Source organism: Maribacter spongiae (assembly GCF_047345125.1).
Classification (GTDB): Bacteria; Bacteroidota; Bacteroidia; order Flavobacteriales; family Flavobacteriaceae; genus Maribacter.
The window spans coordinates 201,655-221,230 of the sequence record NZ_JBLFEQ010000005.1; the positions used below are offsets into that span (position 1 = coordinate 201,655).

22 protein-coding genes are annotated in these 19,576 nt (G+C 39.7%); 11 read left to right on the forward strand and 11 right to left on the reverse strand.

The genetic code is table 11. The annotated features are described in order from the left end of the window. Positions 1-14 precede the first annotated feature (14 nt). From ACKWB9_RS09045 to ACKWB9_RS09060, 4 genes are all read left to right on the forward strand, one after another. A complete protein-coding gene (locus ACKWB9_RS09045) occupies positions 15-1,403 on the forward strand; it encodes an MATE family efflux transporter (protein ID WP_414002694.1) in 1,389 nt (462 codons plus the stop codon). A gap of 72 nt (positions 1,404-1,475) precedes the next feature. After that, positions 1,476-1,703, forward strand: a complete 228-nt coding sequence (locus tag ACKWB9_RS09050) for a hypothetical protein (RefSeq protein ID WP_414002695.1) — start codon at positions 1,476-1,478, stop codon at positions 1,701-1,703. 5 nt (positions 1,704-1,708) lie between these two features. After that, on the forward strand, positions 1,709-2,281 hold the full coding sequence (locus ACKWB9_RS09055; RefSeq protein WP_414002696.1) for a phosphatase PAP2 family protein: 573 nt from the start codon (positions 1,709-1,711) through the stop codon (positions 2,279-2,281). Beyond that, positions 2,278-3,936, forward strand: coding sequence for an ArnT family glycosyltransferase (locus ACKWB9_RS09060; protein ID WP_414002697.1), 1,659 nt, complete (start codon positions 2,278-2,280; stop codon positions 3,934-3,936). The genes ACKWB9_RS09055 and ACKWB9_RS09060 overlap by 4 nt, the downstream gene beginning before the upstream one ends. A 31-nt stretch (positions 3,937-3,967) precedes the next feature. Here the strand turns inward: ACKWB9_RS09060 and ACKWB9_RS09065 are convergent, their stop codons facing one another. From ACKWB9_RS09065 to ACKWB9_RS09085, 5 genes are all read right to left on the reverse strand, one after another. Continuing rightward, a complete protein-coding gene (locus ACKWB9_RS09065; RefSeq protein WP_414002698.1) occupies positions 3,968-4,843 on the reverse strand; it encodes a lysylphosphatidylglycerol synthase transmembrane domain-containing protein in 876 nt (291 codons plus the stop codon). Continuing rightward, positions 4,827-5,786, reverse strand: a complete 960-nt coding sequence (locus tag ACKWB9_RS09070; protein ID WP_414002699.1) for a glycosyltransferase family 2 protein — start codon at positions 5,784-5,786, stop codon at positions 4,827-4,829. Before ACKWB9_RS09070 ends, ACKWB9_RS09065 begins: the two co-directional genes overlap by 17 nt. A gap of 76 nt (positions 5,787-5,862) precedes the next feature. After that, a complete protein-coding gene (gene meaB / locus ACKWB9_RS09075; RefSeq protein WP_414002700.1) occupies positions 5,863-6,876 on the reverse strand; it encodes a methylmalonyl Co-A mutase-associated GTPase MeaB in 1,014 nt (337 codons plus the stop codon). Positions 6,877-6,898: 22 nt separating this feature from the next. After that, the gene (locus ACKWB9_RS09080; RefSeq protein ID WP_414002701.1) at positions 6,899-7,459 is read right to left on the reverse strand and encodes a DUF2911 domain-containing protein; all 561 of its coding nucleotides are present in this window, start codon (positions 7,457-7,459) and stop codon (positions 6,899-6,901) included. Between the two features lie 66 nt (positions 7,460-7,525). Then, positions 7,526-8,434 (reverse strand): aldose epimerase family protein, encoded by a 909-nt coding sequence (locus ACKWB9_RS09085; RefSeq protein WP_414002702.1) that lies wholly within the window; start codon positions 8,432-8,434, stop codon positions 7,526-7,528. 102 nt (positions 8,435-8,536) lie between these two features. On the opposite strand from ACKWB9_RS09085, the gene ACKWB9_RS09090 reads away from it, so the two are divergent. The 3 genes from ACKWB9_RS09090 to ACKWB9_RS09100 are packed head-to-tail and all read left to right on the forward strand — an operon-like array spanning position 8,537 to position 11,073. Beyond that, positions 8,537-9,079 (forward strand): RNA polymerase sigma factor, encoded by a 543-nt coding sequence (locus ACKWB9_RS09090; RefSeq protein ID WP_414002703.1) that lies wholly within the window; start codon positions 8,537-8,539, stop codon positions 9,077-9,079. Further along, entirely contained in the window at positions 9,063-9,647 is a 585-nt protein-coding gene (locus ACKWB9_RS09095) for a hypothetical protein (RefSeq protein WP_414002704.1), read from the forward strand. Before ACKWB9_RS09090 ends, ACKWB9_RS09095 begins: the two co-directional genes overlap by 17 nt. Continuing rightward, a complete protein-coding gene (locus ACKWB9_RS09100; protein WP_414002705.1) occupies positions 9,619-11,073 on the forward strand; it encodes a hypothetical protein in 1,455 nt (484 codons plus the stop codon). Before ACKWB9_RS09095 ends, ACKWB9_RS09100 begins: the two co-directional genes overlap by 29 nt. Positions 11,074-11,164: 91 nt before the next feature. On the opposite strand, the gene ACKWB9_RS09105 is transcribed toward ACKWB9_RS09100, so the two are convergent. The 5 genes from ACKWB9_RS09105 to msrA all read right to left on the reverse strand — a co-directional run bounded on the left by ACKWB9_RS09105 (position 11,165) and on the right by msrA (position 16,132). Next, on the reverse strand, positions 11,165-11,596 hold the full coding sequence (locus tag ACKWB9_RS09105) for a PH domain-containing protein (RefSeq protein WP_414002706.1): 432 nt from the start codon (positions 11,594-11,596) through the stop codon (positions 11,165-11,167). A 129-nt stretch (positions 11,597-11,725) separates the two neighbouring features. Next, positions 11,726-12,478: a carboxypeptidase-like regulatory domain-containing protein gene (locus ACKWB9_RS09110; protein ID WP_414002707.1), complete on the reverse strand. Its 753-nt coding sequence runs from the start codon at positions 12,476-12,478 to the stop codon at positions 11,726-11,728. A 168-nt stretch (positions 12,479-12,646) separates the two neighbouring features. Further along, the gene (locus ACKWB9_RS09115) at positions 12,647-13,975 is read right to left on the reverse strand and encodes a Gfo/Idh/MocA family protein (RefSeq protein ID WP_414002708.1); all 1,329 of its coding nucleotides are present in this window, start codon (positions 13,973-13,975) and stop codon (positions 12,647-12,649) included. A 3-nt stretch (positions 13,976-13,978) separates the two neighbouring features. Continuing rightward, entirely contained in the window at positions 13,979-15,349 is a 1,371-nt protein-coding gene (locus ACKWB9_RS09120; protein ID WP_414002709.1) for a 3-keto-disaccharide hydrolase, read from the reverse strand. An 87-nt stretch (positions 15,350-15,436) separates the two neighbouring features. After that, a complete protein-coding gene (gene msrA, locus ACKWB9_RS09125; protein ID WP_414002710.1) occupies positions 15,437-16,132 on the reverse strand; it encodes a peptide-methionine (S)-S-oxide reductase MsrA in 696 nt (231 codons plus the stop codon). Between the two features lie 130 nt (positions 16,133-16,262). On the opposite strand from msrA, the gene ACKWB9_RS09130 reads away from it, so the two are divergent. The 3 genes from ACKWB9_RS09130 (at position 16,263) to ACKWB9_RS09140 (ending at position 18,126) form a co-directional block, all read left to right on the forward strand. Next, entirely contained in the window at positions 16,263-16,916 is a 654-nt protein-coding gene (locus ACKWB9_RS09130) for a peptidoglycan DD-metalloendopeptidase family protein (protein ID WP_414002711.1), read from the forward strand. A 180-nt stretch (positions 16,917-17,096) separates the two neighbouring features. After that, complete coding sequence (locus ACKWB9_RS09135; protein ID WP_414002712.1) at positions 17,097-17,333, forward strand: hypothetical protein; 237 nt, start codon at positions 17,097-17,099, stop codon at positions 17,331-17,333. A 550-nt stretch (positions 17,334-17,883) separates the two neighbouring features. Next, a complete protein-coding gene (locus tag ACKWB9_RS09140; RefSeq protein WP_414002713.1) occupies positions 17,884-18,126 on the forward strand; it encodes a hypothetical protein in 243 nt (80 codons plus the stop codon). A 13-nt stretch (positions 18,127-18,139) separates the two neighbouring features. Here ACKWB9_RS09140 and ACKWB9_RS09145 read toward each other — a convergent pair whose 3' ends face one another. Beyond that, positions 18,140-18,823, reverse strand: coding sequence for an arylesterase (locus tag ACKWB9_RS09145; protein WP_414002714.1), 684 nt, complete (start codon positions 18,821-18,823; stop codon positions 18,140-18,142). A gap of 61 nt (positions 18,824-18,884) precedes the next feature. On the opposite strand from ACKWB9_RS09145, the gene ACKWB9_RS09150 reads away from it, so the two are divergent. Beyond that, positions 18,885-19,574, forward strand: coding sequence for an ABC transporter ATP-binding protein (locus ACKWB9_RS09150; protein ID WP_414002715.1), 690 nt, complete (start codon positions 18,885-18,887; stop codon positions 19,572-19,574). The last annotated feature ends 2 nt before the right edge of the window (positions 19,575-19,576 follow it).

Here is a 19,576-nt window from a genome sequence, read left to right on the forward strand (position 1 = left end):
TCAAAAACCTCATCTTGTTTCAAAATTACACCAAAGAATTTTCGTATAATATAAAGTTGTCCGTTCCGGTGATTCTCGGTATGTTGGGCCATACTTTTGTCCAATTTGCGGATAATGTTATGGTTGGGCAATTGGGGACGGCAGAATTGGCGGCAGTATCCCTGGGCAATAGTTTTGTTTTTATAGCCATGTCCCTGGGAATAGGTTTTTCCACGGCGATAACCCCATTGGTGGCCGAAGCGGACGGTGCAGGAAACAAAACGGATGCAAAAAGGGCCTTAAAACACGGTTTGGTACTCTGCACTATATTAGGTTTATCATTGTTCGGGATTATTCTTTTGGCCAAACCCCTAATGTATATGATGAAACAACCGGAAGAAGTGGTAGTACTCGCTATGCCCTATTTGGACCTTGTTGCTTTTTCATTGGTTCCCTTGATCATTTTTCAAGCGTTCAAACAATTCTCCGAAGGACTCTCCCAAACACGTTACCCGATGTATGCCACGGTCATCGCCAACGTGGTTAATATTATCCTGAATTATGTATTGATTTTCGGGCTTATGGGATTTCCAAAATTGGGGATCGTAGGAGCTGCCATCGGTACATTGATTTCACGGGTGATCATGGTGGCCTATATCTGGGTTTTACTTAAGCGCAGGAAAAAGACCCATGATTATGTCGTTGGGTTTAATTTTCGCCAAATTGAAAATAAGGTTATCCGTAAAATAATAGCCTTGGGGTTTCCTTCCGCCTTACAGATGTTTTTTGAAGTGGCCATTTTTACCGCCGCTATATGGTTGAGCGGGGTACTGGGTAAAAATCCGCAAGCGGCAAATCAAATCGCATTGAATTTAAGCAGTATGACCTTTATGTTTGGAATAGGGCTAGGGGTTGCCGCTATGATCCGTGTGGGAAACCAAAAGGGATTAAAGAATTTCAACGAATTGCGCCGGATCGCCCAATCTATTTTTTTTCTTACGTTTTTATTGGAAATTTTATTTGCCATACTTTTTCTGATCGGCAGAAATTGGTTTCCTACCCTGTATTTAGATTTGAACGATACGCTTAACCTGACCGATAATACAGAAGTATTGATGTTGGCCGCCGAATTGCTTTTAGTGGCCGCTTTTTTTCAAATATCGGACGGTATCCAGGTCGTTGTTTTAGGAGCATTGAGAGGTTTACAGGATGTTAAGGTGCCAACACTCATTACGTTCATTGCGTATTGGGGCATTGGTTTTCCCATTTCGTATTATACCGGTCTGCATACCGGTTTAAAGAGCATGGGTATTTGGTTGGGATTATTGACAGGACTAACGGCATCGGCCATTATGTTGTATCTTCGATTTAATTTTTTGACAAAAAAGCTTATTTTAAATAATTCAAAAGGAACATCCCCTTAAAGGGGTTTAAAAGGCTATAAAACCTTCCTTTTGATTTTCTATATAACCAAAACTCACAATAAAAAACAAATAATGGACCTTCCTAAATTCTTATTAGGTGATAATACCGATTATCCCTCGGCAATTTTTATAGTTCACACGGAATATCCAAGGTTTATCATCAATCTAGAAAATGATGCCGTAGAATGGTTGGAAGAATTTTCTAAGGAAGATGAAAAGGAATTGGAGAGCGAAGCAGAGAATTTGATTAAAGCGGCTACCGCTTTTTATGATAGGGAAGTTTCCCGTTATGAAGATTAATGTCCATGCTAGAGACCCTATTAGAACTGGATAAAGAACTTTTTCTCTACCTGAACGGTTTGGGAAACGCCTCTTGGGATAATTTTTGGCAGTTTGTTACCCATAGTAAATTAACCTCTATTCCCTTATACCTGCTTCTTTTGATCTTGTCCTATAAACAGTTGGGTCTTAAGAATACGGTCCTGTTGGTAGTGGCGGTGGTACTTTTAATAACGGTTTCCGATCAGTTGAGCAACTTTTTTAAATATGGGGTTGCCCGGTTAAGACCGTGCCATGATCCGGACGTATCGCCATTTATGCGTTTGGTAAAAAGTTATTGTGGCGGTAAATATGGTTATTTTTCGGCCCATGCATCCAATTCCTTTGCCATAGCTGCTTTTTTTGGAATTGTTTTAAGATCACGATTCAAAAACTTTGGAATCTTTCTTTTCATTTGGGCGGCATTCATTGCCTATAGCAGGGTTTATATCGGAGTGCATTTTCCATTGGACATTATTACGGGAGCGGTTATCGGCTCATTGTTCGGGTGGGTGTTTGCAAAGTTATTTATATTTGCAAGTCGGAAATTTCTTCTATGATATCCAACCTAAGGTATTGGTTTTTACTATTCTTGATCGTTATGGTATATGTAGCCGGGATGTTCGCTACATTATTTGAGAACGATTCTGCACAATTTGCGGTCATGGCCATGCGAATGGTGCAGGAAAATGACTTTTTAAGTTTGTTTAAAGGTCCTGAAGAGTATCTGGATAAGCCCCATATGCATTATTGGTTGGCGGCCCTTTCCTATAAAACATTCGGTATTTATGACTGGGCCTATCGTATTCCGGGGATTTTAGCAACATTATTGGGTGCTTATAGTTGTTATGGTCTGGGCAAGCTGCTCTATAATAATCATACCGGTAAATTGGCAGCTTTGGTATTTATGACGGCACAGACCATAGTTCTTGGGGCAATTGATGTACGTACGGATGCCGTTTTGACCGGATTTTCCATTTTTTCCATTTGGCAATTGGCCCATTATATCCAAAAAGGAAATTTAAGCTCCATTATTTGGGGGGCCTTTGGTGCGGGAATGGCCTTTTCTACAAAAGGCCAGATAGCGCTGCTGGTTATTGGCTTGCCCTTATTGTGCCATATCTCATATATGAGAAAATGGAAAGCATTTTATAATTGGAGGGTATTGATCGCATTATTGGTATTTGCCCTTACCATTGTTCCCATGCTCTACGCCTATTACCATCAATTTGATCTGCATCCGGAGAAAGTCATTCGGGGAAAGGCGAATAGAAGTGGTCTCTTCTTTATTTTTTGGGAACAAAGTTTTGAACGATTGAGCGGAGAAGGGGTTGGCAAGAACAGTAGTGACTATTTCTTCTTTTTCCATACTTTTTTATGGGTTTTTATACCTTGGACCATAATAGGATTGACGTCATTTTGGTGCAGGGTGAAAACTTTTATAAAACTGAGGTTCGATCATAACCCTAAATATGAGTTCCTGACCATTGGCGGGATTGTACTTATCTTTATAATTATAAGTTTTGCACAGTTTAAACTTCCACATTACCTGAACGTTACCATTCCCTTGTTCTCGGTATTAACGGCTTCCCATATGTACGATCTGTACAGGTTCAATAAAAAAAAGACGATTAAATTCTTGATGGCCTGTCAGTATTTTATTTTAGGGCTGGTCTTTATTGCATCATCGCTTATCTGTTTTTATGTTTTTAAGATTTCAAATGTTTTTTGCTATGTGGTTTTAGGAATCTCTGCATTGATCGTTGTTTATTTTACAATGAAACAGGAAGGGAGGTATATTCGGACGATTACTATTTCAATATGTGCCTCCGTTCTTTTGAATATGGTACTCAACCTCCATTTTTACCCCAATTTATTGGAATATCAAGGAGGCTCTTCCATGTCGGAAATTGTTAAGGAGAACAAAGTTCCCGTTAATGCTATTTACAAAATATCCAAGAATCACACATGGGCGTTGGATTTTTATAATCAACATCCGGTTCAGATTACGGATCTCCAAAAACTCAAACAAAAGAAGAACGTTTGGCTATATGTGAACGATAGGGAATTGGAAGACCTTAGGGTATCTGGAATGGAATGGGACCAACAGTTTTCCGTAAAACAGTTTCGGATTACAAGGTTGCAGGGAAAGTTCTTGAACCCGAACAAAAGGAGCAAGGTGCTGAACAAGATGCATTTGGTGCATTTGTTTTAGATCTATTCCGGGAACATATAGGTTCCAATACTTATGATTTTTGAATTACCGCCAGGTTTATTTTTTTTACGTGATAAACAATACCTATAAATGATAGTAACGCTGTAATCAAAAAGAAGATAACACTGATTCCAATAGAAAGGTTTTCGTTCAGGCCAAGCAATGATGCGCCATAAAAAAAAGTAACTTCCCGGCTGCCGATGCCCCCCAAGGTGAGCGGTATTACCGAAACTATGGAGGAAACCAGAAAAATAACCAGATAGGCAATATGATCGGTTCCTATGCCCAATCCCAATATAATAAGGTAAACACAGCACAATTGTGCCAGTTGTACCCCTGCGGAATAAGCTAGGGATTTCCAAAAAACGGGAAGTGTATAATTGAAAAATTGTCTGTTGAACAACCAGAAGATAAGTGCTGAAGAGGGAATTGCAAGGGAAAAAAGTATCTTGTACGCATTGATGGTTTCATGATCCAAAAGTATTAACAATGAACATGCATATAGGAAAAGTAACAGTAACCCGCTTAACCTGTCCAAAAGCAGCACGCTTACCACCTTTTTGGTAGGTATGTTAAATTGTTTTTTTATGAGATACCCCTTATAGGCATCCCCTCCTATACCTCCCGGTAAAAAGAGATTGTAGAACATGCCCAAAAAATATAGTTTTAGATTGCTTTTTTCGGTCAGGAAAACTCGCAGTTGATGAAAATATAAATTCAATCTAAAGGCTGCAATAATTTTGGACAGCAAGAAAAAAACGGCTCCCGTAAAAATATAAAAGAGGTTACTTTTTTTAAGGATTTCACCTATCTCGTCAATATCTATTTTGATAACGATGAAGTAAATCAGTATGGCACTCAACAGAACTTTGAACAGGGTAGTACCTGTCTTACGCAGATTTGTCACCTATACTTATTTTTTTAATACGATAAGGTCTCTTTTTTTGGGATTCGTAATAGGTGCGAATCAACAATTCCATGACAATACCAATGGTAAACAATTGAATGCCCGCCAAAATAAACATCATTCCGAACATGAGCAGGGGGCGTGATCCAATATCTTCGCCAAAACCAAGTTTTACGACCAATAGATATAGGTTTACGAGTACGCCCAATAATATCATCAAAAAACCGAATATACCGAAAAGGTGGATGGGCCTTTGAAAATATTTTCTGATGAAGAGCAGTAGCATCATATCCGCCACTACTTTAAAAACACGCTCCAGGCCATATTTGGAAACCCCCGCATGCCTGGCATGGTGCTTTACCGGGACCTGTTTTATTTGGGCACCCTCCAAATGCGCCAAAAGCGTAATGAACCTGTGCATTTCCCCATAAAGATTAAGGTCTTTGGCAATATCCCGAGTAAAGACCTTTAGGGCGCAACCGTTATCCTTAATATCCAATTTGGTTACTCTTCGTACTAAAAAATTGGCGATTTTAGAAGGAATTTTTTTAACAAGGGAGTCCTTTCTTTTTTGCCGAATCCCCGTTATCAGGTCAAATTCCCCGTTTGCGGCATACGACAGCATTTCTGGAATATCGCTCGGATCGTTTTGTAAGTCCCCGTCCATGGTAATTATATACTCGCCTTCTGCATAATCTATTCCTGCGGCCAGGGCCAAACTTTGTCCATAGTTCTTTTTTAACGCAATGAGGTGTACTTTTTCGTCCTTCATTTGCTTTACGACCTTTTTGGTATTATCCCTGGAAAAATCGTCTATGTAAATAATTTGATAATTATACCCGGCTAGGCTTTCGTGAATTTTAGAGGTTAAAAGAACTACGTTTTCCTCTTCATTATACAAGGGAACGACTACGGAAAGAAGCGATGTTGTAACGGGCTCCATTAGATGGTTTTTGGATTAGCCGCAAAGTTATGTTTTTTATCCCTAAGATGATTTCCTATGGAAGTCACAATGAGTCTCAAGAACTTTTATAGGCCAACATAATATCTTCCGCCGCCCTAAAGGGAGATATTTTTCCATCCATGACCTCGTTGGTTAAAACGGGCAACAGCTTGCTTACTTTTGAATTTTTGGTAAAATCCATTTTTAGGATATGTTCCATATACTGTAACAGCCAACTTTTATTTTGTTGCCGGCGGTTATCATTAAAATGACCGGATGATTTCGTTTGGGCAAAATGGTTTTCCATCATTGCCCAAATAATCTCCAACCCTCTATTTTTAATAGCGGAACAACGTATTACCTGAGGAACCCATCCGTTATCCTTTGGTGGAAACAAGTGTAAGGCCCTTTTGAACTCCGTTTCTGCCTGTTTAGCCTGTTTTATATTATCGCCATCCGCCTTGTTAATGGCTATGGCGTCCGCCATTTCCATAATCCCTCTTTTAATACCCTGAAGCTCGTCACCCGCACCGGCCAGCTTTAGGAGCAGGAAAAAATCGACCATATCATGAACGGCGGTTTCGCTTTGTCCTACGCCGACCGTTTCTATGATAATAACATTATAACCTGCAGTTTCCAAAAGAACGATACTCTCCCTTGTTTTTCGGGCGACACCTCCAAGGGAATCCCCGGAAGGGGAGGGCCTAATAAAAGCGTTGGGATCTGATATGAGTTCCTGCATACGGGTCTTGTCCCCTAAAATACTGCCTTTGCTTTTGCTGCTTGTCGGGTCTACCGTAAGCACGGCTACTTTTTTGCCCTTTTTTGTGAGCATTTTTCCAAAACGTTCAATGAATGTGCTTTTGCCCACGCCCGGTACCCCGGTAATGCCTATTCTTAATGTTTCTGTCTTTTTGCCCAAACACTTTTCTATAACGGCATTTGCAATTTTTTGATGTTCGGGTTTTGTACTCTCTATCAAGGTAATGGCCTTGCTCAAAATAGTCAGGTCGTTGGTCAATATACCATGGACCAGATCATTTACTTTAGGCAGGGGTTTCTTGAATCGTTCTGTGTTATCGGAACTCAAATAATGATCCTTTAAATGGATGTTATTTATGTAAAGGGATATTTATTTTAGAGGTATCCCAAAAAAGGCTAAGATAAATTTGTTCGTTATTTTCAAAGGCAATGGTAAATTGCTCCACCTCCTTGTTCATTCTTTTTACAGGTACTTCTACTTGCACAATGTCCTTATTCGAGTCTCTGGTGGTCTCTTTTCCACCGCTCAATAGGGTGACGCCCCAATCGGGAATTTCCGTATTAAAAATTACCTTCCAGCTTTCCTTATTCGGGATTGTCCATAAGGAATAGGTGCCCGCCGGTAAATCCTTATCTATTATTTTGATAGTTTCCGAGGTGGTAAAGGTGGTAGGTTCGTTGGCTCCGGTACGCCATACCTTTCCATAAGGGACCAACGCTCCAAAAATAGTTCGATTCTTTTTAAACGGGCCGGAATAATGTACCGAAAGTTCTGCACCGTCGTAATTGTAGGTCGCCGTTTTTTCCGGACTGTGTTTTTTAGTCTGCTTCTGTAGGTATGGCAGTCCAACAAAATAGAACAATCCCATGAGGATCAATAAAGTAGCAATTAATCGTTTTATAAATCTCATTGTACCATTTTTATAACTGCCTATCTGGAGAACTCATTTCAGAAAAGTTTAAATGAGTTCGGATTTCTAAGATACTAAATCAAACTTAAAGATGGCAATATTATTATAAGTTTCGCCCGGCCGTAGTACGCTGTTCGGGAAATCGGTTTGGTTGGGTGCATCCGGATAGTTCTGTACTTTAAAACAAATACCCGGAAAATCCAATGGGGTATAGACGCTGACCAAAGGCTGGTTCGTATAGATTTTCATTGAGATACCTGATTTTTTGGAATGGGCTTCCACGACCATTTCACTACCCAGATCTTTAATAAAATCGGTATCCAAACGCTTTATGCCAATATCGCGTGGAAGCAAAAAATCATAATCCTTGCCGCGAACGGGGATTATGTTGCCCGTTGGTAGTAGATGCTCGTCCATTTCCAAAATATACGGACAATTCAATTGCAGTTCATATGCATCAATATAAGGGGCGTCATCCAATTTGAAATAAGAATGATTGGTAAGGTTTACCACCGTACTTCTATCTGTTACGGCCTCATGGATAATTTGTAGTGCGTTGTTGACCAGCTTATAGGTAACGTTAACGGTTAAATTCCCCGGATACCCTGCTTCCAGATGTTTACTTTTACATGAAAGTTTCACCATGGGGTCATCCGTATAGCTTACTTCTTCAATAGTCCAATATTTTTGATGAAAACCTTCTTTGCCGCCATGAAGGTGAACCCCGTCCTCTTGGTGTAGAAAAAACTTTTCCCGATCCAGTTCAAAACTATTTTTGGAAATACGGCCCGCATATCTGCCGATACAGGCACCCAGATAATTATCGTCCAAGCGGTACCGGCTAGGATGGTTGTAGCCGACGACGACATTGGTATATTTGCCATCCTTCCCCTTTACCATTAGTTTTTGGATAATAGCTCCATAATCAAGGACGATCAGCGTAATAAATTCGTTGGATATTGTAACTTGTTTCACCGGAGAATTCTAAAATAGCTGTAAAAATAGAGTTTTTTGCAACATCCTTTTTTTTCTTTCGTCCTTAATATAACAACAACTAAAACCAACTATAGATCGGCAATGTTTCAAATTGATGTGGTAGAAAGGTGCAAGGCAAATGACCGAAGGGCCCAACTAAAATTATATCGTCAATATTGTGATGGTATGTACACCGTTGCCATGCGATTTGTAGAAAATGCTGACGATGCCGAGGATGTTTTGCAAGAGGCGTTCATAAAGGCCTTTCAAAAAATACATCAGTTTAAGGGTGATGTTACTTTTGGTGCCTGGTTAAAGAGAATAGTGATCAATAAGAGTATTGATCATTTAAAAACAAAAAAAGGGCATTTGATAACATTGGAAGAAAACTATATAGTTCCTGTAGCGGATGATGACTGGACGATAAATGAGAAGATAAGCGTGGATGAAGTAAAACAGGCCATAGACCAATTATCCGAGAAATACAAATATGTGGTCCTAATGTATTTAGTGGAGGGGTATGATCATAAGGAAATAGCATCGGTCCTCAATTTGACGGAGATCACCTGTAGAACACGATTGTTAAGGGGAAAGGGCCGGTTGAAAGAGTTGCTTAAAATAAAACGATATGGGACAGGATCTTAGAGCATTGTTCAAAAAAGAACGTGAGCGGAAATACAACCTTAAGAGCGGACACGAAACACGTTTTTTGAAAAGATTGGACAGGGAGTTGCCAAAAACGGCCAGAAATCCATTTTGGATATTCAAGATCGCAGTTTCTGTTTTGGTATTGGTCAGTGCCGGTATCATAGGTTATAGAGCATATTATAAGCATAATGATAACATGCCTATACCGGTTGTTGACAGGGATGATAACAAGAAGCGTGGGGAATTTTCTTTTGGAGACCTTTCCCCGGATTTGAAAAAAGTGGAAAACTACTATGTGGCCAATATAAACATAGCACTTTCCAAATTGGAAGTATCCTCGGAAAATAAGGATTTGGTAGATAGTTTCATGGAGCGTTTATCAGAATTAAATCAGGAATATAGGAATTTGAATACCGAGCTTATAGAATTGGGACCCAATGACCAGACCATATCCGCATTAATACAGAATCTACAATTGCGATTGCAATTATTACAAAAATTAAAAAAGAAGTTGGACGAATTAAAATTATCAAAAAATGAACAGATTACAGCAAACAGTATCTAGACAACTCATCATTGTTCTGGGGTTTTTCACCATCAGCTCGGGTATCCATGCCCAAAAACAGAGCAAAACTTTTAAAGAGAGCTTTAACGTTGGGGCAGATGCCGTATTGGATATCAATACCAGTTATGCCGATATCGAATTTGAAACCTGGGACAAGGGTGTTGTCGAGATTTTGACAATCATTGAGTTGGAAGGGGCTACCAAGAAAGAGGCGGGGGATTATTTTGAAAACGAACCTATTAAAATTCTGGGAAACAGTAAAAAAATAGCGGTTACCTCCCGGTCACACAAAATCGGATTTTTCGGAAATCAGGATTTCGACTTTGATTTTGACGACCTCCATATAGAAATCCCCGAAGTGGCCCCTTTTGTTGTGGAAATACCGGAAATAGCACCTTTTCCCGAGATAATGGAAATGCCGGTAATGCCTTTAATGGAGGGATTCCAATTTGATTATGGGGAATATAAAAAGGACGGTGAAAAATACATGAAAAAGTGGCAAAAGAATTTTGAGAAAAATTTTAATAAAAAACACCAAAAAAAATTAGAGGAATGGGCCGAAAAAATGGAAAAACGTGCAAAAGAAATGGAAAATCGCATGGAAGAACGCGAGCATAAGAGAATGAAGATAATAGAAAAACGAGAAGCGTTGGCTGCAAACAGGGAAGCGAAAAGGATTGAACAACGTGAAAAAATAAAGGAAGCCCATAAAGTTAGAAAAGCAGCTAGGGAAAGGGCAAGGGTTATTGTACTGGATAGGGATGACCGGGATGATGCTCCTAATGTCTTTTATTTTTCTTCCGACGGGGAGCACAAGAACTTTAAAATAAAAAAGACGATTAAAATAAAGATGCCAAAATCTACGCGTATTAAAATGAACGTACGCCATGGGGAGGTCAAGCTGGCGGAAGACACCAGGAACTTGAATGCGACTTTGTCGCATTCAAGCCTTTGGGGTACGGTAATAGATGGGAACGAAACCAATGTCTTGGCCTCATATTCCCCCTTAATAGTACAAAAGTGGAACAACGGTCTGTTAAAGGCCAATTATTCCAAAAGCATTTCCTTGGCGGAGGTTTTGAATTTACGATTGCAGGCAACCTCCTCGGATGTTACCATAGATAAGTTGGTGAAAAATGCATATATAAAAAACGATTTTGGGCCACTGCGAATTGTGGGTATAGACAAGGATTTTGAAGAAGTGGATATATCGTTAAAGAATGCGGAGTTGGAGTTTCCATTGCCCTCTTCCGCTACAACGATTTATGTAAAAGGCACATCTTCCAAATTGAGTACTCCGGCAAACCTTAAATTAAGCCAGACCAAAAACGGCAATACCGTTATCCATAGAGGTTTTCATTTACGAAATGACAATAAGCGGTCTATTATGATCAATGCCCAGTATAGTGATGTTGTAGTACAGTGATTATTTCTTCTAGATCGATGTCCCGAATATATCTACGCAACCCTTATGATAAAAACGATTTCTTTAAATCGACTTAAAGAGGTTTGTTTTTTTATTCCGTTATTTTTATTTCACTATTCAGTTCCAGTATTTTTGCGATAAAGGTTTCATTCGTTTTCGGGCTTATGTAAATCTCATTGTATTTGTCATATTTTACGATCAGTCCTTTTCTTGATGTTGCCGGTCTAAATCCAATCCAAAGTGTTTTTCCTTTAATAATTTCGGTTATGCGGTCAACGCTGATTTTTCCATTAAAAGGTCCGCTTCTGTAAATCAGTCCGCTTTCTTTGGACAATTCATAATCAGTTCCAAAAAATAGCCAAAAGAGAAGCCCGATAACACTTAAAATTAGAATCAAAGTCCAATATTCGCCCTTTTCCATTTCTCCACGTATAATTCCCAGAATGGCAATTCCAAACAGGAATGTGTTTATTCCGATGATTATTATGCTGAACAATATGTCTTTTTTACTCTTGAATTTCATCTTTTCGGCTGTTTGTTATAGCCTATCCCTTTTTAGGACATCACTAAATTCATAAAAATATCGTTAACCTTAAGGATGGGACCGAACTAGCTATCTTTTATAAACACCTTTATTATGTGTAGTCTTTTTTCAGTATTCCATTTCAACGTTAATAGATGCAGCTCCATTTAGTTTTGACCAACTGCCTAAACTGTTTTCTCTTCTATACCCTTTTCCCTTTGTCAAAATTCCACCTAAGTCCACTATCGTCGGATTTTCAAAATTTGGTATGAATTCAATTCCTATAAAGAAGTCCTGTGAAATGTAAATATCCTTTTTATTCAAGTCGATATGTATCCAATCCGAATCCGCTTGAGTAGGTATTTCAGTAATAATGTTTTTAAGCACTATTTTTCTATGAGGTGTATTGTCTATGTTTTCATAAAAGTTAATTCTAACTTTAACTCCGTCTACTTTGGACCATTTTCTTAAGGCAAAATTTACTGCTTTAACTTTAATTTCTCCGTTCGGGACATTAATTCGTTGTGCGGCCTCAATAATATCATTGTTTTTTGAGATTACTCGCATTGATAAAATCTTGCTATAAGATTTAACTCCTATTTTCTTAGTTTTTCTTTTTTTATTTAAAATCACCACCTCAGGCAGTTCAGTAGTTTTAGGTCTCAAAACAATTGTGCGATTCGAGAAGTTTTTTGCTAAGACCCTGACTGAATAATAGTTTATATGGCTAATCGTTAGACTATCCGTTTCAAACTGTTTAGGAACGATCAAATTGAATTCTCCTCTCGGATTGGTTATTGTCCCTTGGTTTTTATCCAATATTCCAATATTTACAAATTCAATAGGTTGTTCACTATCGGCATCAACGATGATTCCGTTCATTACGATTTCCTGAGAAAACAATTGAAGACTAAACAGTTGAACTAAAATTATGATATAAAAATTCACTCTCATTTTTCAAATTTGCGCATAACAATAAAATACAAAAAACCCATTTAAACTTTTCGGCTGATTGAAAAAGTTTAAATGGGTATGCGGTAATTAATTTAACTATAGTTTTGGCTCCCAACCCTTGGCATATTCCCGTTTCCAGGATTGCATGGCCTTGTCGTTATTTAAGACCTTTCCCGTTTGGGAATCTACTTGTAAGGTTTCCCCGGCATCCTGGGCCATATTGCCCAAATGACATAACATGGTAGATATACTGGCATCTTTAATGTCGGAATGCAGGGTTGTATCTTTTCGTATGGCCTCAAAAAAGTTGCCCACATGGTTTACGTCCAAACCTCCTCCGCCTCTTGTATTCGTGGTGGCACTTTGGGTACCTTCCACTTCTTCCTTAAGGAGGTTTCCCTGAAGGTCGTAGAGTTGATAAAAGTTACGGTCCAACATTATTGAACCTTTGCTCCCGTAAATGGTGGCGCCTCTTCCCGGTCTTTTGGGTTTTAGTATTCCTCGGCTATGCCCGGTCCATGTAATGAACTTGTCCTCGGCAAAAGTATAGGTTACTTGCTGGTTGTCCACAAACTGCCAATCGTCATCATAGGTATATTTGCCACCGAAGGAAGTGACGCTTTCGGGCAAATCTACCCCAAGGGCCCATCTGCAGATATCTATTTCATGGGTGCCGTTATTGTGAACTTCTCCGGTTCCCCAATTGCGGAACCAATGCCAATTATAGGGGTGGACGTTATCCCGATATTCCTCTCGGGGAGCCGGTCCCTGCCATAATTCCCAATCCAAGGTTTTGGGAACGTCTATGGTTTTTCCTTTTCCTATAGAACCTCTATTGGCCGAATAATAGGCCTCACCTTTATAAACATTGCCTATGATACCGTTCCTGATATCATTTACGGCATTTATAGAGGTTTGCGCGGAACGCTGTTGGTTGCCCATTTGTACTTTTTTACCGTATTTCTTTTGGGCGGCGACCAGCAGGTCGTTTTCATGCGCATTATGGCTACACGGTTTTTCTACATAAACATGTTTGCCCGCCTGCATGGCCAATATGGCCATGGGCGCGTGCCAGTGTTCCGGAGTTGCGATAAAAACGGCATCTACATCCTTATCTTCCAGAATTTTTCTAAAATCCTTTTCTATCTTAGGGATATAGCCAATTTTCTCCTGGCACCATTGGTTGTGTTCTTCCAGGATTACATCGTCCACGTCGCAATTGTATAGGATTTTTGCATTGGTATCATTATGGATGGCCATAATATGGGCCTTTGCCCTGCTTCGGATACCAATAACGGCACAATTGATATGATCATTGGCCCCCATTATATTGGCATAGGATAGTTTAGGTAAAACCGAAGCCCCTAAAGTGATGGCGGCCGTACTTGCGGTTGTTTTTTTTATGAAGTTGCGTCTTGTGGTCATTGATTAATCGATTTTGATTTTAATGTTTTTAAAGGATACCCTGTCTCCATGTTCCTGCAATAAGATATGTCCGCTATCCGCTTCCCCGAAATTGGGCCATTTTTCATATTTGCTTTCAGAGACCAATTTCCTGTACTCAGGACTTTTACGCTCGTATTCCAATACCTTCATCCCATTGAGCCGGTGTTCCACATGGTTGTTCTTGGAAATAATATGGGCGGTATTCCATTCCCCGGGAGGGAGCATGGGTTTATCGGGATTGGCCATGATCAAGTCATATAAGGATGTTGCCGTTCTGCTCCCTTCATGATTTCCCAATTTGGCATCCGGGTGGCGGGCATCGTCCAAGATCTGATATTCCAACCCAATGGATGAACCGGGACCCTTGTTCAAGTCTGTATCTACATAATATTTGATACCACTGTTGGCACCTTCGGTAATCATAAAATCCAACTTTAGTTCAAAGTCACCGTATGTTTCTTTGGTAACAATATCGCCACCTGCTTCAGATTCACCTCCTTCGGAAGCCAAAACGGTAAGCACACCGTCTTTTATTTCCCATCCGCTTGGTGGAAAATCGTCCAGTCTGGCACCTCGCCAACCATTGGTCGTTTGGCCATCCCAAAGCATTTTCCATCCGTTTTTAATTTCATCGGCCCCTAGACCATTTTTGGTAATTATGGGCTTAACGGGCGTAGTTTTGGAATACTTGGACAAATCGTCCGTAAGGATTTTGATGTTTTTCCAGATGATTTCCGTGCCTTCTTGTTGTTGCTTTCCTATGCTGTGTACCTGCAGGCCAATAAATCCAGAAGCCGTTCTGTCATCTATAAGGTGTGCTGCGGGAACACTATTGATCCAGGTTTTAATGGTATCCCCGATAGCTTCAATACGATAGTGGTTCCAATCGTTTTGCTTAAAAGCTTTTTGTGCCGTAGGGTTGTTTTTGAGCGGATTTAGCCACCCTCTTCTGGCTTCATCATAAATCCCTGCGCTCCAGGCACGTTCAGAGGGGTCTATTTCAATTTGATAGCCGTGAAAACGACCGTTAAGGTAGTATGGAAAACTGTTACTACGTATTTGGATACCTGAATTCATGGACGGATCTACTTTATAATCCAGTTCTAGGATAAAGTCCCCGTACATCTTTTCAGAGGTCATAAAGGAATTGGGCGTATTATGTACGGTAGATCCCACGATGGAGTTGTCCCGTACGGTATAAATGGCCTTTCCGCCCAATTGTTCCCAACCGTTCAATGTTTTTCCATCAAATAAAGAAACCCACGGGGTATCGTCTTTGGGTTCCTGTTTGCAGCTTAAAAAGAAGCTAAAAGCAAAAATTGAAAGTAATAGAGTAATCGATTTTTTTCTCATAAAGAAATGGCTAAATGTAGTTTAATAGTTTGAGTACAAAAAAAGCGCCCATTTTGGGCGCCTGAATATACCTAATTTACACCAAACCTAATGTTCGTCATTCTTTAAATATTTCTTAAAATTTTGTTTAAATCTATTTAACCTTGGAATGGATACATTTCTTATATAAGAATTATTGGGGTTTCTTTTTTCGTAATCTTGATGGTATGCTTCGGCCTTATAAAATTCGGTAAATGCGACAATTTCCGTAACAATAGGGGCACCGTTATAAACATCCTGATCCTTTAATGCCTGAATGTAGCTTTCAATGATCTTTTTTTCCTTATCATCCTTATAAAAAGCGATCGACCTATATTGGGTACCGCGATCCGGTCCCTGACGATTTAGCGTTGTGGGATCATGGGAGCCAAAGAATACCTGGACCAGTTCTATAAAGGAAATCTCCTTTGGATCATAATATACTTCAACGGCCTCCGCATGCGTGGTCTTACCGTAACCCACCATTTCATAAGTAGGGTTTTTCTCTTTCCCCCCGGAATAACCGGAAATAACTTCCTTAACTCCTTTTACACTTTCAAAAATAGCTTCAACACACCAAAAACAGCCACTGGCAAAATATGCGGTCTCATATTTGCTAAGTTCTTGTAGACTGAGTTTAATTTCTTGTACTTCTTCCGTTTTTATTTCGGGATGATCCAAAACCGTTTTCTTTTTGGCATTGGACTGGCAACTGGATGTCATTAAAACGGCCATGGCCCATATTGTAATCCTCAATAGTCTCATATCTGGTTTCTTTTCATCTTTGTAGGCAATTTACGAAGTACTTACATGATCAAGGGTTAAAAAATGTTAAGGAAATGGATTGATAGCTTATTTTTGAACCATGTATGGGTTTGATGAAAAGTTAAGGACCGTGTCTGAATACCCCGTTCCGATTTTGGATAATGCTATTCCGATAAATGCGTATGTGCCTATTGATCTATCGGTTTCCAATCCAGAAATAAAGGAAAGGAATATAGCGGACCCCGCTGACTGCCAAGCTTACATTGATACTGTTTTAATGGCTGAAAAAGGGAGGGTCGCTTATGGCGGATATCTCGAAAAAAGAAACCTGTATGTGAATAAGCACAATTTTTCGGATAAAACTTCTCCAAGAAATATTCATCTGGGAATGGATTTTTGGTGCGAGGCCGGAACCAAAGTAATTACCCCTATGGACGGGGTGGTGCATAGTTACAAAAATAATACGACCCTGGGAGATTATGGCCCTACGATCGTTCTTGAACACCGATTAGAATCATATACTTTCCATACACTTTACGGACATTTGTCCGTTGAATCGCTCGATGAATTATATATCGGAAAGAAATTCAAGGCCGGATCCACATTGGCGAGATTGGGTGCTCCAAGCATTAATGTAAATTATGCGTCTCATTTGCATTTTCAAATTATCAGGGATATGGAGAGCAATTTTGGGGATTATCCCGGGGTATGTTCAAACGAAACCTTTGATTTTTATCTTAAAAATTGCCCCGACCCCGATATCTTATTGAAAATCCCTGGCTAATTTACCGTTAAACGACCTCATTTTTCCGGTAAGGTGTTTTTGGGCGGGGTGCCGTTAATCGAGTGGATTTTACACTTAATCCGAGCTTTTGCCCGATAACGAGAATCGGGTGCCCTTCACCGATCCACGACCCCTTGAAATACGCTTGCGCAAGTTATAATAGTGTAACAAACGCAAGTCATGAAAACAATAGCCACCATCATCTTCACCATCTTCATCGGGATCGCCGCACAGGCACAGTCCACCACTGCCGAAGTCAAGGTCGAGACTATTGGGATGACCATCGTTACCGAGACCGCTTACGAACTGGATACGGAGACCAAGGCCGAGGTTGCCAGGTTGTACAAGTTCAAGAACGCCAGGGTAAAGAAGGCCCTTTCCTTCACTACCAAAAGGAACAAGGCCAAAATGGCTTAATAATTTTACCAACTTAAATATGAGTTCCATCTGTAGAAATCAGATTTAAGAGTATCCATTCAAATTGATATGAATTCCACGGGTTACCTTCTAAAAGTATATGGCATTGATTTTTAACCGGGACGATTTTCTTAATAACAAAAAGATGGATAATGGGAAATCTTTCACGATAGGATTCCTTTATTGCGATCGTTGTTCAAGGCGTTAGGAATAATATTATTTTATGTGGAAGATATGTATGGTATAAACTCAAAAGGTGTCCTACCTTGAATCACATTAGATTATTTAGGGGTGAAGTTACATTCTAAAAAAGAAGGATGACAATGCGATTCAAATAGTATTTAAATAATTTTGTAGGAAAAAACATATAAACCAGATTAAGTGTATTATTTTATCGATTAAAGACAATTTGTTTTGTAGGAATTTTTAAGAGATTTTTGACCGTTCATCGAATTTTTGGTTGTTTGTCGATAAAAACAATCCTTTTGTCGATTTGAAAATCTTAAATCTGTAAACGGTGAGTTATCTATTCACCAAACAACCTACTAAAATGCGCTCTATTATTTTTTTATTACTTGTTATTTGTATGGGAACTCTCGCACAGGCTCAAAAGAACAAGCTTCAGGAGAAGGTAAAGATTATAAACATGCCCGTTGCGGTCAAGACCATTCATCCAACTAAAACGGCCGTCGGACAGTTCCCTACAATGACCGGAATCTATATCCTTAAACATTCCAGGATAAAAAAGGCACTTTCTTTCGAATTCAGGAAAAAGGAAATAAAACTGGTTTAATCGGCCGCTTTCTCTAATTTACCATAGTTTCCAGTACTTCCCAAACATTTTTGGCCACAATTTTTTGACCTTCCGCCGTAGGATGAATACCGTCCTCCAAATTAAGTTCCGGTATTCCGGCAACACCTTCCAATAGAAAAGGAATAAGGGGAATATCATTTTTTTTTGCCAATGTGGGGAATATATTTCTAAATTCAATAGTGTATTCCGGCCCCATATTGGGCGGAATTTGCATTCCTGCCAAAAGGATTTTGGTCTTTGGGTTTTTCTTCCGGACCAAATCGATTATGGCCTGCAAATTGTTTTGTGTCCTGGATAACGGGATTCCCCTAAGACCATCATTGCCTCCCAATTCCAATACAAAGATGTCTACTTCTTGCTTCAGGACCCAGTCTAGACGGTTGAGTCCTCCGGAAGTGGTCTCACCACTTAATCCGGAATTGATAACCGTATAATCAAGCTCCAAAGAATCTAATCGACGTTGGATCAGATTGGGGAAACCTTCCTCGATTTCCAAACCATAAGCAGCGGTAAGGCTATTTCCAAAGAACAGTATTGTTTTTTTATTGGAAACCGTTTTTTTGGCAGATACATCATTGCTTGATGCATTTTCCAATGTTTTCTTTTTAGGGGTATCACTACAGCCCAAAAAAAGTAAAACGATCAAAAAATAACGAAACTTTAATACTTTGTACATAGCCTATTCTTCTAAAGATCAAAATCATTTACTTATTTTGCTAGCTTGTAGCTAATGATTTATGACAAAGATATTAAACGTCCAGAACCTAAGGAAAACCTACGTTAGTGGCTCTAAGAATTTGACCGTTCTGGATGATATTTCCTTTGCTATCCCGTCTGGTGACACCTTTGCCATTGTTGGTCCTTCGGGAAGTGGTAAGACCACACTTTTGGGACTTTGTGCCGGATTGGACCGATCAGATGAAGGTACCATTGAACTTTGTGGCAAGAAACTGGGAAAAATGAACGAGGACCAACGGGCATTACTTAGAAATCGGAAAGTAGGTTTTATTTTTCAGGACTTTCAATTGCTACCAACGCTTACGGCTCTGGAAAATGTTAGTGTCCCCATGGAGTTACAGGGCGTATCCAATGCCAGTGTCTCCGCTATGGAACTTTTGGCAAAGGTAGGATTGGAGAACAGACATGACCATTATCCATCGCAATTATCAGGTGGGGAACAGCAACGAGTGGCTTTGGCACGTGCTTTTTCCAATAAGCCCGAGATTTTGTTCGCGGATGAACCCACTGGTAATTTGGATGAGGAAACCGGGGGAAAAGTCATCAAATTATTATTTGATCTTAACAAGGAAATGGGGACAACCTTGGTCATTGTAACCCATGACCTGGATCTGGCCGGAATGAGCAAACATGTTTTAAGGCTTAAAGGCGGTAAAATGATGATTAACGAATCCACTCCCGTATCGTGAAC

Bases quoted from the DNA above. Each gene is read 5' to 3' on its own strand.
- ACKWB9_RS09095 (WP_414002704.1), top strand. From the start codon at position 9,063: ATGGGACAGGATCTTAGAGCATTGTTCAAAAAAGAACGTGAGCGGAAA.
- ACKWB9_RS09135 (WP_414002712.1), top strand. From the start codon at position 17,097: ATGAAAACAATAGCCACCATCATCTTCACCATCTTCATCGGGATCGCC.
- ACKWB9_RS09055 (WP_414002696.1), top strand. From the start codon at position 1,709: ATGCTAGAGACCCTATTAGAACTGGATAAAGAACTTTTTCTCTACCTG.
- ACKWB9_RS09060 (WP_414002697.1), top strand. From the start codon at position 2,278: ATGATATCCAACCTAAGGTATTGGTTTTTACTATTCTTGATCGTTATG.
- ACKWB9_RS09070 (WP_414002699.1), bottom strand. From the start codon at position 5,786: ATGGAGCCCGTTACAACATCGCTTCTTTCCGTAGTCGTTCCCTTGTAT.
- ACKWB9_RS09150 (WP_414002715.1), top strand. From the start codon at position 18,885: ATGACAAAGATATTAAACGTCCAGAACCTAAGGAAAACCTACGTTAGT.
- ACKWB9_RS09120 (WP_414002709.1), bottom strand. From the start codon at position 15,349: ATGAGAAAAAAATCGATTACTCTATTACTTTCAATTTTTGCTTTTAGC.
- ACKWB9_RS09110 (WP_414002707.1), bottom strand. From the start codon at position 12,478: ATGAACGGAATCATCGTTGATGCCGATAGTGAACAACCTATTGAATTT.
- ACKWB9_RS09050 (WP_414002695.1), top strand. From the start codon at position 1,476: ATGGACCTTCCTAAATTCTTATTAGGTGATAATACCGATTATCCCTCG.
- ACKWB9_RS09090 (WP_414002703.1), top strand. From the start codon at position 8,537: ATGTTTCAAATTGATGTGGTAGAAAGGTGCAAGGCAAATGACCGAAGG.
- ACKWB9_RS09100 (WP_414002705.1), top strand. From the start codon at position 9,619: ATGAACAGATTACAGCAAACAGTATCTAGACAACTCATCATTGTTCTG.
- ACKWB9_RS09145 (WP_414002714.1), bottom strand. From the start codon at position 18,823: ATGTACAAAGTATTAAAGTTTCGTTATTTTTTGATCGTTTTACTTTTT.
- ACKWB9_RS09080 (WP_414002701.1), bottom strand. From the start codon at position 7,459: ATGAGATTTATAAAACGATTAATTGCTACTTTATTGATCCTCATGGGA.
- ACKWB9_RS09105 (WP_414002706.1), bottom strand. From the start codon at position 11,596: ATGAAATTCAAGAGTAAAAAAGACATATTGTTCAGCATAATAATCATC.
- ACKWB9_RS09115 (WP_414002708.1), bottom strand. From the start codon at position 13,975: ATGACCACAAGACGCAACTTCATAAAAAAAACAACCGCAAGTACGGCC.
- msrA (WP_414002710.1), bottom strand. From the start codon at position 16,132: ATGAGACTATTGAGGATTACAATATGGGCCATGGCCGTTTTAATGACA.
- ACKWB9_RS09140 (WP_414002713.1), top strand. From the start codon at position 17,884: ATGCGCTCTATTATTTTTTTATTACTTGTTATTTGTATGGGAACTCTC.